This is a genomic window from Pseudomonas sp. HMSC067G02, from assembly GCF_001813485.1.
Classification (GTDB): domain Bacteria; phylum Pseudomonadota; class Gammaproteobacteria; order Pseudomonadales; family Pseudomonadaceae; genus Pseudomonas; species Pseudomonas aeruginosa.
Genome location: NZ_KV812679.1, coordinates 15238 through 29738, shown reverse-complemented (window position 1 = coordinate 29738; position 14501 = coordinate 15238). Strand labels below are relative to the sequence as shown.

The window sequence follows — 14501 nt, the reverse complement described above, 5'->3', positions numbered from 1 at the left end:
GGCGAAACGCCCTCATTTCGTCGAGCGGACGTTGCCGTAGCGCACTTCTTTCGACGGCGGGTAGCCGTAGAAGGCGGTGTAGCACTTGCTGAAGTGGCTGGGCGAGACGAAGCCGCAGGCGACCAGGACCTCCAGCATGGTCAGGTCGGAATGTTGCAGCAGGCGCCGGCACTCGGTGATCCGCAACTCCAGGTAGTAGCGCACCGGCGTGGTTCCGAGCTGCTGCTGGAACAATCGCTCGATCTGCCGCCGCGAGCGCCCCACGTAGTGGGCGAGCTGCTCCTGGCTGAGCGGTTCCTCGATATTCGCCGCCATCAGGTTGATCACTTCGCGCAGCGGCTCGCTCATCTTCTCGTGCAGGGCGGGGCGCACCCGCCGGTAGCGCGACTCCTCGAAGGCGAGGATATCCACCACCGCCTCCACCAGGTCGCGCCCGTGGCGCCGGGCGATCCACTCCAGCGCCAGGTTGAAGGCGCCGGTGGGGCTGGCCGCGGTCAGGCGGTCGCGGTCGACCATATAGCTGTCGCTGGTCACCTGGCTGTTGCGGGCGATCTCGGCGAGGGCGGCGCGGTGCTCGGGATGGATGCAGCAGCGGTAGCCATCCAGCAGGCCGGCGTCGCCGAGGAACCAGGCACCGTTCCACAGCCCGGCCAGGGCGACGCCGCGCGACGCCACGTCCTGCAACGCTTCCCGCAGCGCGGCGGACGAGCGCAGGGGCGTGCGCAAACCGCCGCAGACCACCAGCAGGTCGAGTCCTTGCCGCGCCGCCGAGGCGAGCGCCAGGTCCGGGCAGATCAGCAACCCGAGGTCGCTGGTCACCGGCTCGCCGCTCAGGCTGAAGTTGCTCACCGCGAAGGACTCGCTGCGGATCAGGTTGGCGGTCACCAGGGTGTCCAGCGCCTGGGTGAAGGCCGGCAGGGAAAAGTGTTCGAGCAGCAGGAAGCCCACCCGTGCCCGTGCCGAGCCCCCCTCCCCGGCCCCGGTGAACCTGAGGTTCTGCCCTTGCAGGGCGGCGCTGAAACGCCTTCTTTCCATCGATTCGTGCCTCTTGTTCTTCTTGTTCCCGGCCAGCGGGCCGCGACGCCTGCCGTCGCGGCGAAAACCCCGGGCGCTCCATCATATGCGCAAGCCATGTGACTTGGCGCCTTCCTGGCGCGCCGGGGGAATATGCTCAAATACGCCCTCGGGGGGCTGCCCCTTTCGCACGCCACGGCGTCAGCGGAAACAGCGCGGACGAACGGTACGGAAACGCCCCGAAAAACCTGTAGACATATTGTCTAACAGAATCCTATAGTCATTATACAAACTGTAGACACAGCCCATGACAAGTAGAAAGGCCTCCATGAAAGCCCAACCCGACGTCGACTCGAACAGCGCCGATGCCCCCTTCGACCGCAAGGCGGTGCTGGGCGATGCGCTGCGCCGGCGGATCCTGAGCATGGAACTGGCGCCCGGCGCGGTCGTCGACGAACTCGCCCTGTGCGACGAGTTCGGCCTCTCGCGCCCGCCGGTGCGCGAACTGCTGCGGCAGATCGCCGCCGAGGGCTACATCGAACTGGAAGCCAACCGTGCGCCGCGCGTCGCGGCCATGAGCCACGACTCGCTGCACGCCTTCTTTCTCGCCGCGCCGCTGATCTACATCGCCACCACACAACTGGCGGCCACCCATGCCAGCGAAGCGGAGATCGAGACGCTCAAGGCGATCCAGGAAGATTTCCGCAAGGCCATCGAAGAGAAGCATGTGGAAAACCGCGTCATCCACAACGACGCCTTCCACCTGGAGATCGGCAGGATGGCCCACAACGACTACCTCATGCCCAGCCTGCGCCGCTTGCTGATCGACCATGCGCGGCTGGGCAAGATCTTCTACCGCCATCCGACCACCGACGACATGCAACGCGACCTGGAACTCGCCTGCGACCAGCACGACCAGATCGTCGATGCCATCCAGCGGCGCGATCCGGATGCGGCGGCGGACATCGTCCGTGCGCATTTCGAGCTGTCGCGCCGGCGCATGGCCGAGTACGCGGCGCCGGCCGGAGTGGAGGTGGCGCTGGTCTACGAGGGTTAGCGAGCCCCCCGCGCCACGGCCCCGCCCGAGAAGCGGAGGCGGTCACGCAGGGGATGGTTACCGGGTTCCAATAACAAGAGTCAGGTCCCTGCGATGACGAAAGTAACCCACCTTCCGGCCGACGACCGTTCCTGCGGCTGGTATCACCTCAGCCCGCCGCGGCGGCCGAAGCCGGCCCACTACGGCAGGAGCGCCGCCCGTTGGGTGGTGGTCGGCGCCGGCTTCACCGGCCTCGCCGCCGCGCGCCAGCTGGCGCTGCATTTTCCCGACGAGGAGATCGTCCTGGTCGAGGCCCAGGAAGTCGGCTTCGGTACCGCCGGGCGCAACGCCGGCTTCGCTATCGACCTGCCCCACGACATCGGCGCCGACGACTACATCGGCGACATAGCGACCGCCCGGATCGGCCTGAAGCTCAATCTCGCCGGCCAGTCGCTGCTCCGCGAACAGGTGCAGCGCCATGCCATCGACTGCCAGATGAAGGCCTGCGGCAAGTACCAGGCGGCCGTCGAGGCGCGCGGCGTGGCTGTGCTCGACGCCTACCGGCGCGGCCTCGACCGGCTCGGCCAGGCCTACGAGGTGATCGAGGCGGACGACCTCCCGGGACACATCGGCACCGCTTTCTATCGCAAGGCCCTGTTCACCCCCGGTACCCTGCTGGTGCAGCCCTCGGCCCTGGTCAAGGGCCTGGCCGACAGCCTGCCGGGCAACGTCAGCCTCTACGAACACACACCGATCACCGCCGTGGAATATGGCGACAGGACCCTGCTGAGCCATCCCCACGGCAGCATCCTGGCCGACCGCCTGGTCCTCGCCAACAACGCCTTCGGCATGAGCTTCGGCTTCCTCCAGGGGCGGATGCTGCCGATCTTCACCTACGCCAGCCTGACCCGGCCGCTCGATGCCGAGGAGCAGGCCAGCCTCGGCGGGCGCCCCTACTGGGGCCTGATCCCGGCCGACCCTTACGGCACCACGGTGAGGCGTACCCCGGACAACCGTCTGCTGATCCGCAACAGCTTCAGTTTCAACCCTGACGGACGCAGCGCCGGGAAGTACCTTGAGCGCTTCGCCGTACGCCATCGCGCCTCGTTCCGCCAGCGCTTCCCGATGCTCCCGGAAGTCGGCTTCGACTACACCTGGGGCGGCTCGCTGGCGCTGTCGAGGAACCACATGGGGCACTTCGGCGAGCTGGCGCCCAACGTCTATGGCGCCCTGTGCTGCAACGGCCTGGGGGTAACCCGCGGGACCGTCACCGGGAAGCTGCTGGCCGACTGGCTGGCGGGCGAACGCAACGAGCTGATCGACTTCCTGCTGCGCGCGCCCGGTCCCAGCGGCAATCCACCCGAACCACTCCTTTCCCTTGGCGTGAACCTCAACCTGAGGTGGGGGCAGTATCGAGCAGGTAGAGAAAGCTAGGCATCCCTAGTAACGCGCCCACGGGCGCCGACTTCGATTCAGACGGCCATTGAAGACCGGAGCTGGAGAGCGTTCCAGCCTCGCGGATTCGCTCGGCCCGAATTCACCGGCAGCGGTTAGAACCAGGAGACAATAATGACAAATCCTACGACCTCGATCGAAGACGTACCCCTCAACGCCTTCCACCGGCTGTTGACCCTGCGCTCCGGCGGCGGCTCCTTCGTTGACGGCTACGTGCTGAGCATCATCGGCGTGGCGATGCTGCAGATGACCGCGGCATTGCAACTGAGCAGTTTCTGGCAGGGCATGATCGCCGCCTCGGCGCTGGTCGGCATCTTCTTCGGCGGTTTCCTCGGCGGCTGGCTGACCGACCGCCTGGGCCGCCGCAGGCTGTTCTTCGTCGGCCCCAGCCTGTTCGTCCTCGCTTCCCTGGCGCAGTACGGGGTCGACTCGGCGGCGGCGCTGTTCGTCCTGCGCTTCCTGATCGGCGTGGCGGTGGGCATCGAGTACCCGGTCGCCACCGCCTTGCTGGTGGAGTTCCTGCCGAAGAAGTATCGCGGACCGCGCCTGGCCACCCTGACCATCCTCTGGTTCGCCGGCGCCGCCTTCGCCTACCTGGTCGGCGACCTGATCCTGCGCAGCGGCGGCGAGGACGCCTGGCGCCTGGTACTGGCCAGCACCGCGGCGATCGGCGCCGTGCTGTTCCTGCTACGCATCGGCACCCCCGAGTCGCCGCGCTGGCTGCTGAGCAAGGGCCGCGACGCAGACGCAGAACGGGTCATCCGCCAGGTCTACGGCGAAGCCTTCTCGCTGGCGAACCTGCCCGAACAGGCGCTGGAACGGAAGGTCACCATCTGGCACCTGCTCTACGCCGGCTACGGCAAGCGCATGCTCTTCGTCACCCTGTTCTGGACCTGCTCGGTGATCCCCGTGTTCGCCGTCTACGCCTTCGCGCCCAAGGTGCTGCTGGCGCTGAACCTGAAGGGCGACTGGGCCTCCTACGGTTCGGTGGCGATCACCCTGCTGTTCGTCATCGGCTGCATCATCGCCACCCGCCTGATCAACCGCATCGGCCGGCGCTGCATGCTGCTGCACAGCTTCCTCTGGTCCGGCCTGGCGCTGCTCGGGCTGGGCGTCTTCCACGCCGGCTCGGAGGCGACCATCCTCGGCCTGTTCGGTGCCTACGCGCTGTTCATCGGCGGCGCCCAGGTGCTGCAACTGGTCTACCCGAACGAACTGTTCCCCACCGAGATCCGCGCCTTCGCGGTCGGCGTCGGCACCTCGTTATCGCGCGTCGGCGCCGCGGTGGGCACCTACCTGGTGCCGCTTTCCCTGGAAACCCTGGGTACCGCCCAGACCATGTACGCCGCCGCGCTGGTGACCCTGCTCGGGCTGCTCGTGACCTGGGCCCTGGCGCCGGAAACCCGTTCGCTGAACCTGCAGCAGGCGGCTTCGCTCACCTGAACCACCCGCTGCGGCAGCGTCCGCCGGGTGCGCCGCGGCCCAGCATCCCACAGGAGGAAACCCCGTGAAATTCGAAGGTATCTATACCCCCGCCATCACCCCGCTGAGCGCCGACGGCAGCATCGACACCCAGGCCTTCGCCGAGGTCCTGGAGTTTCTCGTCGAGTCGAAGGTGCACGGCATCGTGATCGGCGGCTCCACCGGCGAGTACTACGCGCACACCGCCGAGGAACGCCTGGCCCTCGCCGCCCACGCCAGCGAAGTCATCGCCGGGCGCCTGCCGCTGGTGGTGGGAACCGGCGCGATCCGCACCGAGGACTCGCTGGCCTACGCCGAAGCCGCCCGCGCCATCGGCGCCGACGCCATCCTGGTCGGCTCGCCGCCCTACGCGCTGCCGACCTCGCGGGAGATCGCCGAGCACGTGCTGGCGGTGGACCGCGCCGCCGGCCTGCCGATCATGCTCTACAACTATCCGGCGCGGATGGGCGTGGAGATGGACGAGGCGTTCTTCGCCGCCGTCGCCGGCTGCCGCAACATCGTCGCGATCAAGGAAAGCTCCGGCTCCACCGCGCAATTGCACCGCCTGGCCTGCCGCCACCCGCGGATCGCCTTGTCCTGCGGCTGGGACGACCAGGCCCTGGAGTTCTTCGCCTGGGGCGCGCGCAGTTGGGTCTGCGCCGGCTCCAACTTCATCCCTGGCGAACACCTCGCCCTGTACCAGGCCTGCGTGGTCGAGAACGACTTCGCCAAGGGCCGGCGCATCATGGCGGCGATGATGCCGCTGATGGACTTTCTCGAAAGCGGTCACTTCGTCCAGTCGATCAAGCACGGCTGCGAGCTGGCCGGCCTGCGCGCCGGCGGCGTACGTGCGCCGCTGAAGGCGCTGGACGAGGCCGGCAAGGCGGCACTGGCGGAGATCGTCGCCAGGCTCAAGGGCGAGGTCGCGCGGATCGTCGAGGGTGGCCGCCATGACTGAGCTGCTGAGCCGGGAGGAATACGCGGCCATCGCCGCGACGCTGGACCTTCCCCAGCGCGCCTTCATCGACGGAGGGTTCCGCGATGCCTGCGGCGGCCGCACCTTCGCCTCGACCAACCCGGCCACCGGCGAGCTGCTGGCGCAGGTCGCCGCCTGCGACGCGGAGGACGTCGGGCACGCCGTGGCCAGCGCGCGGCGGGCGTTCGAGGACGGCCGCTGGCGCTCGCGCACGCCCGCCGAGCGCAAGGCGGCGCTGCTGCGCCTGGCCGAGCTGCTGGAAGAGCACCTGCTGGAACTGGCGGTGATGGAGAGCCTCGACAGCGGCAAGCCGATCCGCGAATGCCAGCACACCGACCTGCCGGAAACCATCAATACCCTGCGCTGGCATGCCGAACTGATCGACAAGATCTACGACAGCACCGCCCCGGTCGGTTCGGCGGCGCTGGCCATGGTGGTACGCGAGCCGATCGGCGTGGTCGGCCTGGTGCTGCCGTGGAACTTCCCGCTGCTGATGCTCGCCTGGAAGATCGGCCCGGCGCTGGCGGCAGGCTGCTCCGTAGTGGTCAAGCCGGCCCCCGAGACCAGCCTGACCGCCCTGCGCGTCGCCGAACTGGCCAGCCAGGCGGGGATCCCCGCCGGGGTGTTCAACGTGGTCCCCGGCGGCGGCCGCGAGGCCGGCGAACCGCTGGGCCGCCACCCGGACGTGGCGATGGTCAGCTTCACCGGCTCCACCGCGACCGGCCGCCTGTTCCTCAAGTACGCCGCCGAGTCCAACCTCAAGCGGGTGGTACTGGAGTGCGGCGGCAAGAACCCGGCGGTGGTGATGAACGATGTCGAGGACCTCGACCTGGTGGCGCAACACGTGGTCAACGGCGCGTTCTGGAACATGGGCGAGAACTGCTCGGCGTCCTCGCGGCTGATCGTCCACGCCGAGGTCCGCGAGGCACTGCTCGAACGCATCGGCGCGCAGCTCCGCGAGTGGCGCATGGGCGACCCGCTGGATCCGCGTAATCGCCTCGGCGCGCTGGTCAGCCCGGCGCACTTCGAGAAGGTCCGCGCGTACCTCGACCAGGCCAGGACGGAGCGGTTGGCGGTGCGCTTCGGCGGCGCCACCGAGGCTGGCATCTTCGTCGAGCCGACCGTGGTCGATGGCGTCTCGCCGCACAGCCGGCTGTTCCGCGAGGAAATCTTCGGCCCGCTGCTCTCGGTCACCTCTTTCGACGACATCGACGAAGCCATCGCCCTGGCCAACGACACCGTCTACGGCCTCGCCGCCTCGGCCTACACCGGCAGCCTGCGCCACGCACTGCGCCTGTCGCGGGAGATCCGCGCGGGGATCGTCACCGTCAACTGCTTCGGCGAGGGCGACGCCTCGACGCCCTTCGGCGGCTACAAGGAGTCAGGCTTCGGCGGTCGCGACAAGTCGGTCTGGGCACACGACCAGTACACAGAGTTGAAGACCATCTGGATCGACGCTTCCTGAAGCTGTCCGGCCCGCAAGGGCCGGCACTCCCGCCTGGCGGCGAGACCGGACAACCGGGCCGGACAGGCGACCAAGTGCAGACAACACCCATTCTGCATAACGTTCCGTCGCTATGCTGCTGCCTCCACCCTTCCCTTTTCCGCCAGGAACGACACGGAGACTCATCCATGACGGACAACCATATCGATGTACTGATCAACGGCTGCGGCATCGGCGGGGCGATGCTCGCCTACCTGCTCGGCCGCCAGGGCCACCGCGTGGTGGTAGTGGAGCAGGCACGGCGCGAACGCGCGATCAACGGCGCCGACCTGCTCAAGCCGGCCGGCATCCGGGTGGTCGAGGCGGCCGGGTTGTTGGCCGAGGTGACCCGTCGCGGCGGGCGGGTCCGCCATGAGCTGGAGGTCTATCACGACGGCGAGCTGCTTCGCTATTTCAACTATTCCAGCGTCGACGCGCGCGGCTATTTCATCCTCATGCCCTGCGAGTCGCTGCGCCGCCTGGTACTGGAAAAGATCGACGGCGAAGCGACCGTCGAGATGCTGTTCGAGACCCGCATCGAAGCGGTGCAGCGCGACGAGCGCCACGCGATCGACCAGGTGCGCCTGAACGACGGCCGCGTGCTGCGTCCGCGGGTGGTGGTGGGCGCCGACGGTATCGCCTCCTACGTGCGCCGCCGGCTGCTCGATATCGAGGTGGAGCGCCACCCCTACCCGTCGCCGATGCTGGTCGGCACCTTCGCCCTGGCCCCCTGCGTGGCCGAGCGCAACCGGCTGTACGTGGACTCGCAGGGCGGGCTGGCCTATTTCTACCCGATCGGTCTCGACCGCGCGCGACTGGTGGTGAGCTTCCCCAGGGAAGAGTCGCGCGAGCTGATGGCCGACACCCGCGGCGAGTCGCTGCGCCGGCGCTTGCAACGCTTCGTCGGCGACGAGAGCGCCGAGGCGATCGCCGCCGTCACCGGCACTTCGCGCTTCAAGGGCATCCCCATCGGCTACCTGAACCTGGATCGTTACTGGGCGGACAACGTAGCGATGCTCGGCGACGCCATCCACAACGTGCATCCGATCACCGGCCAGGGCATGAACCTGGCCATCGAGGACGCCAGCGCCCTGGCCGACGCCCTCGACCTGGCCTTGCGCGACGCCTGCGCGCTGGAGGATGCCCTGGCCGGCTACCAGGCCGAACGCTTCCCGGTGAACCAGGCGATCGTCTCCTATGGCCATGCGCTGGCCACCAGCCTGGAGGATCGCCAGCGCTTCGCCGGGGTCTTCGACACCGCCCTGCAGGGCAGCAGCCGGGCGCCGGAAGCGCTGGGCGGCGAGCGTTCCTATCAGCCGGTGCGGTCGCCGTCCCTGGAGGCTCCGCGCGGCTGAGCCCTCAGGCGTCCTCGCGCAAGCGCAGCGGGTCCACCAGCCCGGCGGCGATGGCCATGCCCACCAGCTCCGGCAGGGTCTGGGCCTGCATGCGCTTCATCACCCGCGCGCGGTAGAGGTCGACGGTCTTCACGCTGACCTCCAGTTGCTCGGCCACCTCGCGGCTGGTATAGCCGCGCACCAGCGGCAAGAGCACGTCGCGCTCGCGCGGGGTGAGGCTGTCCAGGCGTTCGCGCAACCCGGCGTCGAGATCGCGGTGGCGGCGCCGACGGGCGTGGCGATCGAGGGCCTGCTGCACGCTGTCGAGCAGCAATTGTTCGTTGTAGGGTTTCTCGATGAAATCCACCGCCCCGGCCTTGAAGGCGCGCACCACGATGGGCACGTCGGCATGGCCGCTGACGAAGATCACCGGCAGGTCGATGCCGCGCGCCAGCAGTTCGTCCTGCACGTTCAGCCCGCCCATGCCGGGCATCCGCACGTCGAGCAGGACGCAGGCATGGCGGCCGCCCTCGCAGGCGTCGAGGAAGTCCCGGCCCTGGGTGAAGGGCCGTGCCTTGAGGCCGACCGATTCCAGCAGCCAGACCGTCGATTCGAGCATGCCCTGGTCGTCGTCGACCACGTAGACCAGCGCTTCGTCAGGCATAGCCATCCTTAACCTCCCGTGGCGCCGGCGGCGAGCGGCAGCCGGCAGTTCATGAGCAACCCGCCATCCGCCGGCAGCTCGGCTTCGAGGGTGCCGCCGAAGCCCTCGACGATGCTGCGGCTCATCGACAGGCCCAGGCCCAGCCCTTCCGGCTTGCTGGTGTGGAACGGCGTGAAAATGTGTTCCAGCTGATCCGCCGGCACTCCCGGTCCCTGGTCGCGAACCCACAGGCAGAGCAGCCCGCCGGGCTCGACGCGGCTACCGATGACGACCCGCGACGGCGAGCCGGGATGCGCCTCGCGGTTGGCTTCGATGGCGTTGCGCAGCAGATTGAGGAACACCTGTTCGAGCAGCACGCGGTCGGCATACAGCGGCGGCGGATTGTCGGTCATCGCTTCTTCCACCGCCACTTGCCAGTGCCCGGCTTCCCAGGCGCAGAGGCCGATGGCCTCGCGTGCCACCTGGTTGAGGTCGAGCGCCTGCAGGCGCCGCTGGCCCTTGCGCAGGAAGCCGCGCAGGCGCTTGATCACCTCCGCCGCGTGGCCGGCGTGCTCGCCGATCCGCGCCAGCCCCTCGGCCACCCGCCCGGCGGCCTCGGGCTGGCTGCCGAGGACGGCCAGGTAACGCTGGCTGGCGCTGGCGTAGTTCATCACCGCCGCCAGCGGCTGGTTGATCTCGTGGGCGATGCCCGAGGCCAGTTCGCCGAGAGTGACCAGCCGGGCAGTGTGCGCCAGTTCGTCCTGGTGACGGCGCTGCTGGGCCTCGCGCAGTTCGCGTTCGGTCATGTCGCGGGCCACCAGCGAGTAATAGCGCTCCTCGCCGCGGCCGCGATGGGCCAGCAACACCAGCGAGACTGGCAGCGACGGACGCCCGTCCTGCGGTTGCAGGCGCCCCTCGCGGCTCCAAACGCCGCCATCGCGCGCCTGTCGCCAACCCTCTTCGGCCAGCCGCGCCGGAGTGTCGCCGGCCAGCAGGTGTTCCAGCGCCGGCGCCGCCTGCCCGTCGGCGATGCCGAGGGCGGCGCGTGCCGAAGGATTGAGGTAGGTGACGCGGCCGCCATGCTCGACGAACAGCACCAGGTCGGTGTTCGCCTCGACCACTTCGGCCAGGCGCCGGCGGTTCTCCTCCGCCTCGACCCGCCGGGTGACATCGCGGGACACGCTGACCACCTCCACCACCGCCCCGGTGTAGGTCTCGCGGATCGCCCGGCTGGCGGTCTCGAACCAGCGGTAGCGGCCGTCGCGGTGGCGGATACGGTAGGTGATGGTCAGGTAGCCGTCCTGCTCCAGCGCTTCGCGCGCGCGCAGCGCCACCTGGCCGCGGTCCTGGGGGTGGAACAGCGCCTGCGCCGGTCGCCCGCGCAGTTCCTCCGGCCAGTAGCCGAGCAGGGTCCAGGAGGCCGGCGAGGCGTCGAGGAAAATGCCGTCGAGGGTATGCCGGGAAATCAGGTCGGTGGTGTTCTCGGTGATCAGCCGGTACAGCCGGCTGGCCCGCGCCGCCTCGCGCTCGCCGCGCAGGCTGGCGGTGGCGTCGCGGCAGCGCGCCAGCACCCGGGCCTCGGCGCTGTCGGGAATGAACTGCCAGAGCAGGATGCGCCCGTCGCACTCCGCCTCCACCTCGCCGAGGGCCCGCGCCTGCCCCAGGCTGGCGCGCACCAGTTGCCCATGGTTGGCCGGGAGGAAGGCGCGCCAGGCCTCGCGCGGCCGCTCGCCAAGCAAGGCAAGGAAGGCCTGGTTGAATTCCACCGCCTGCGCCTCGCCGTCGAGCAGCAGCGCGGGCTGCGGGTCGGCGGCGAGGAACGGCGCGGCGCGGGTGACGCCACGGGCGGCGGCGAGCAACGGTGCGAGGAGCAGGCCGAGCCAGTCCAGCGCGGCGCTCTGCGGCGTATCGCTGGCCACCAGCAGCAGGCCTTCGTCGCCGGCCTGCAGGTCGAGGGCGAAGGCCATGCCATGCTCCACGCCGGCACGCCGCAAGCGCGCGCCGAGCCAGGACGCGGAACGCCGTAATTCGTCCAGCGCCAGCCGGCCGTCGCGCGCCAGGCGCTCGCGCAACGCCAGGTCGCTGGCCCGGTTCGGCTCGCCGGCGCCCGGCGGCAGAGCCGGCGACGGCGGCACCGGGGTATAGGTCTGCGCCTGCGGCTGCCAGGCCAGGTACCAGGCCTGGCGCGTGCCCGGATGTTCGAGCAGCAAGCGGCGCAGTGCACCGACCCGCTCGACCAGCGGCGCGCCCTCGCGCAGCAGGCGCAGGAGGCTGTTGAGGGCAGGCGAAGCGGGAAGCGGACTCATGGGCGGAAGATGATCCTGGGAACTTATATGGTATTTATACTATAAGCTTATGGTTTAACTTCCATATATTTTTCATCGTTGCTATAAATCGCCCCAACCCAAGGAGCGCTTCGCCTGGTCCTTGGAAGCTGTTCACGATCTGCCGAGCCAGAGAAACCAGCCGTTTTCGACGCAGTCTCTCCGCGCGCGGCAGATCGTGACCCTTACCCAGAACAGAGCTAACAATCAGCCACGGGGTACTCTTCATGTCGATCTTCGAACAGGGTCTCGCGCCCGCCGCCGTCAACCACATCGCCCTGACGCCGCTGAGCTTCATCGAGCGCACCGCCAGCGTCTATCCGCACTACCCCGCGGTGATCCACGGCAACATCCGCCGCGACTGGGCGCAGACCTACCAACGCTGCCGACGCCTGGCCTCGGCCCTGGCCGGGCGCGGCATCGGCCAGGGCGACACGGTGGCGGTGATGCTGCCGAACATCCCCGAGATGCTCGAGGCGCACTATGGCGTGCCGATGATCGGCGCGGTGCTGAACACCCTCAACGTACGCCTCGACGCCGAAGCCATCGCCTTCATGCTGCAACACGGCGAAGCCAAGGTGCTGATCACCGACTACGAATTCCACGAGGTGATCCATGCCGCCATCGGTATGCTCGACCACCCGCCGCTGGTGGTCGACGTCAACGACCCCGAGTATGGCGAAGGCCGCCCGGTTGGCGAACTGGACTACGAGGCGCTGCTCGCCGAGGGCGACCCGCAGTTCGCCTGGGAATGGCCCCGGGACGAGTGGCAGGCGATCTCGCTGAACTACACCTCGGGCACCACCGGCAACCCCAAGGGCGTGGTCTACCATCACCGCGGCGCCTACCTGAACGCGCTGGGCAACCAGATGACCTGGTCCATGGGCCAGCACCCGGTGTACCTCTGGACCCTGCCGATGTTCCACTGCAACGGCTGGTGCTATCCGTGGACGGTGACCGCGCTGGCCGGCGTCCACGTCTGCCTGCGGCGGGTCGATCCGCAAAAGGTCCTCACCCTGATCCGCGAGCACCAGGTCAGCCACCTGTGCGGCGCGCCCATCGTGCTCAACGCCCTGATCAACATGCCCGACTCGGCCAAGGCCGCCATCGACCACCCGGTGCATGCCATGGTCGCCGGCGCCGCGCCGCCGGCCAAGGTGATCGGCGCGGTGGAAGAGATGGGCATCCGCGTCACCCATGTCTACGGCCTCACCGAAGTCTACGGCCCGGTCACGGTCTGCGCCTGGCACGGCGAGTGGGACGACCTGCCGCTGGAGCGGCGCGCCGCGATCAAGTCGCGCCAGGGCGTGCGCTACCCGACCCTCGAAGGGGTGATGGTGGCCGACCCGAAGACCCTCGAGCCGGTGCCGCGCGACGGCCAGTCCATCGGCGAGATCTTCATGCGCGGCAACACCGTGATGAAGGGCTACCTGAAGAACCCCAGCGCCACCGAGGAAGCCTTCGCCGGCGGCTGGTTCCATACCGGCGACCTGGCGGTCTGCCATCCGGACGGCTACATCGAGATCCGCGACCGGCTCAAGGACATCATCATCTCCGGCGGCGAAAACATCTCCACCATCGAACTGGAGGGCGTGCTCTACCGCCACCCGGCGGTGCTGGAGGCGGCGGTGGTGGCGCGGCCCGACGAAAAGTGGGGGGAAACGCCCTGTGCGTTCATTACCCTGAAGAGCGATCATCAGGGGCTCGCCGAGAGCGAGATCGTCGCGTTCTGTCGCGAACACCTGGCCGCGTTCAAGATTCCGCGTACCGTGGTGTTCTCGGAACTGCCGAAAACCTCCACCGGCAAGATCCAGAAATACGTGCTGCGCGAGTGGGCCGCCGCCCTCTGAGCGCCGCCAGCCGAATTGCCCGTGCAGCGGCCGTGCCACGGCGGCCGTAGGCAGGATGCGCACGGGCAACCCTGTACCTGCGGCCGTCCCGCCGGCCGTTCACCGACGAGGTGTGCAATGCCTGAATACAACGCCCCGCTGCGCGACATGCGCTTCCTGCTCAACGACGTGTTCGACGCCCCCGCCCTGTGGCAGCGCCTGCCGCGACTGGCCGAGCGGATCGACGCCGACACCGCCGACGCCATCCTCGAGGAAGCGGCCAAGGTCACCGGCGGCCTGCTCGCGCCGCTCAACCGCAGTGGCGACGAAGAAGGCGCGCAGTGGCAGGACGGCGCCGTGCGCACCCCGGCCGGCTTCCGCGAGGCCTACGCGACCTACGCCGAGGGCGGCTGGGTCGGCCTCACCGGCAATCCGGCCCATGGCGGCATGGGCATGCCGAAGATGCTGGCAGTGCAGTTCGAGGAGATGATGTACGCGGCCAACGCCAGCTTCAGCCTCTACTCGACCCTTTCCGCCGGCGCCTGCCTGGCCCTCGATGCGCACGGCAGCGAGGAGCTGAAGAACAGGTACCTGCCGAACATGTACGCCGGCACCTGGGCCGGCTCCATGTGTCTGACCGAACCGCATGCCGGCACCGACCTGGGCATCATCCGCACCAAGGCCGAGCCGCAGGCCGACGGTTCCTACAGGATCAGCGGGACGAAGATCTTCATCACCGGCGGCGAACAGGACCTCACCGAGAACATCATTCACCTGGTGCTGGCCAAGCTGCCCGACGCGCCGGCCGGTTCGCGCGGCATCTCGCTGTTCCTGGTGCCGAAGTTCCTGGTCGGCGACGACGGCGCGCTCGGCGCACGCAACGCGGTGCACTGCGGCTCCATCGAGCACAAAATGGGGATCAAGGCCTCGGCCACCTGCGTGATGA

11 protein-coding genes are annotated in these 14501 nt (G+C 68.8%); 8 read left to right on the top strand and 3 right to left on the bottom strand.

Annotated features, from left to right (window positions below; all coding sequences use genetic code 11):
- Positions 1-12 precede the first annotated feature (12 nt).
- The gene (locus tag HMPREF2914_RS14615) at positions 13-1035 is read right to left on the bottom strand and encodes a GlxA family transcriptional regulator (protein ID WP_003129343.1); all 1023 of its coding nucleotides are present in this window, start codon (positions 1033-1035) and stop codon (positions 13-15) included.
- 307 nt (positions 1036-1342) lie between these two features.
- On the opposite strand from HMPREF2914_RS14615, the gene HMPREF2914_RS14610 reads away from it, so the two are divergent.
- From HMPREF2914_RS14610 to pqsL, 6 genes are all read left to right on the top strand, one after another.
- The gene (locus HMPREF2914_RS14610) at positions 1343-2071 is read left to right on the top strand and encodes a GntR family transcriptional regulator (RefSeq protein ID WP_003101372.1); all 729 of its coding nucleotides are present in this window, start codon (positions 1343-1345) and stop codon (positions 2069-2071) included.
- A 93-nt stretch (positions 2072-2164) separates the two neighbouring features.
- The gene (locus HMPREF2914_RS14605) at positions 2165-3484 is read left to right on the top strand and encodes an NAD(P)/FAD-dependent oxidoreductase (RefSeq protein WP_009877094.1); all 1320 of its coding nucleotides are present in this window, start codon (positions 2165-2167) and stop codon (positions 3482-3484) included.
- A 135-nt stretch (positions 3485-3619) separates the two neighbouring features.
- Positions 3620-4948 (top strand): MFS transporter, encoded by a 1329-nt coding sequence (locus tag HMPREF2914_RS14600; RefSeq protein ID WP_003129340.1) that lies wholly within the window; start codon positions 3620-3622, stop codon positions 4946-4948.
- A 64-nt stretch (positions 4949-5012) separates the two neighbouring features.
- Positions 5013-5924: a dihydrodipicolinate synthase family protein gene (locus HMPREF2914_RS14595; RefSeq protein ID WP_003093588.1), complete on the top strand. Its 912-nt coding sequence runs from the start codon at positions 5013-5015 to the stop codon at positions 5922-5924.
- The gene (locus tag HMPREF2914_RS14590) at positions 5917-7407 is read left to right on the top strand and encodes an aldehyde dehydrogenase (RefSeq protein ID WP_003101377.1); all 1491 of its coding nucleotides are present in this window, start codon (positions 5917-5919) and stop codon (positions 7405-7407) included. Before HMPREF2914_RS14595 ends, HMPREF2914_RS14590 begins: the two co-directional genes overlap by 8 nt.
- Positions 7408-7574: 167 nt before the next feature.
- Complete coding sequence (gene pqsL, locus HMPREF2914_RS14585; RefSeq protein WP_023092394.1) at positions 7575-8780, top strand: FAD-dependent monooxygenase PqsL; 1206 nt, start codon at positions 7575-7577, stop codon at positions 8778-8780.
- Positions 8781-8784: 4 nt separating this feature from the next.
- Here the strand turns inward: pqsL and bfiR are convergent, their stop codons facing one another.
- Together bfiR and bfiS are read right to left on the bottom strand one after the other, a co-directional pair.
- Positions 8785-9429 (bottom strand): two-component system response regulator BfiR, encoded by a 645-nt coding sequence (gene bfiR, locus HMPREF2914_RS14580; protein ID WP_003129339.1) that lies wholly within the window; start codon positions 9427-9429, stop codon positions 8785-8787.
- A gap of 2 nt (positions 9430-9431) precedes the next feature.
- Positions 9432-11708, bottom strand: coding sequence for a two-component system sensor histidine kinase BfiS (bfiS, locus tag HMPREF2914_RS14575; protein WP_023092393.1), 2277 nt, complete (start codon positions 11706-11708; stop codon positions 9432-9434).
- Positions 11709-11953: 245 nt separating this feature from the next.
- Here bfiS and HMPREF2914_RS14570 point away from each other — a divergent pair, with 245 nt between their 5' ends.
- Both HMPREF2914_RS14570 and HMPREF2914_RS14565 read left to right on the top strand, forming a co-directional pair.
- Positions 11954-13576, top strand: coding sequence for an acyl-CoA synthetase (locus HMPREF2914_RS14570; protein ID WP_003093598.1), 1623 nt, complete (start codon positions 11954-11956; stop codon positions 13574-13576).
- 117 nt (positions 13577-13693) lie between these two features.
- On the top strand, positions 13694-14501 hold an 808-nt coding region (locus tag HMPREF2914_RS14565; RefSeq protein WP_049247432.1), incomplete at its 3' end, for an acyl-CoA dehydrogenase family protein.

Coding starts and splice junctions, on each gene's coding strand:
- HMPREF2914_RS14615 (WP_003129343.1), bottom strand. CDS start 1,035: ATGGAAAGAAGGCGTTTCAGCGCCGCCCTGCAAGGGCAGAACCTCAGG.
- HMPREF2914_RS14610 (WP_003101372.1), top strand. CDS start 1,343: ATGAAAGCCCAACCCGACGTCGACTCGAACAGCGCCGATGCCCCCTTC.
- HMPREF2914_RS14605 (WP_009877094.1), top strand. CDS start 2,165: ATGACGAAAGTAACCCACCTTCCGGCCGACGACCGTTCCTGCGGCTGG.
- HMPREF2914_RS14600 (WP_003129340.1), top strand. CDS start 3,620: ATGACAAATCCTACGACCTCGATCGAAGACGTACCCCTCAACGCCTTC.
- HMPREF2914_RS14590 (WP_003101377.1), top strand. CDS start 5,917: ATGACTGAGCTGCTGAGCCGGGAGGAATACGCGGCCATCGCCGCGACG.
- pqsL (WP_023092394.1), top strand. CDS start 7,575: ATGACGGACAACCATATCGATGTACTGATCAACGGCTGCGGCATCGGC.
- bfiR (WP_003129339.1), bottom strand. CDS start 9,429: ATGGCTATGCCTGACGAAGCGCTGGTCTACGTGGTCGACGACGACCAG.
- bfiS (WP_023092393.1), bottom strand. CDS start 11,708: ATGAGTCCGCTTCCCGCTTCGCCTGCCCTCAACAGCCTCCTGCGCCTG.
- HMPREF2914_RS14570 (WP_003093598.1), top strand. CDS start 11,954: ATGTCGATCTTCGAACAGGGTCTCGCGCCCGCCGCCGTCAACCACATC.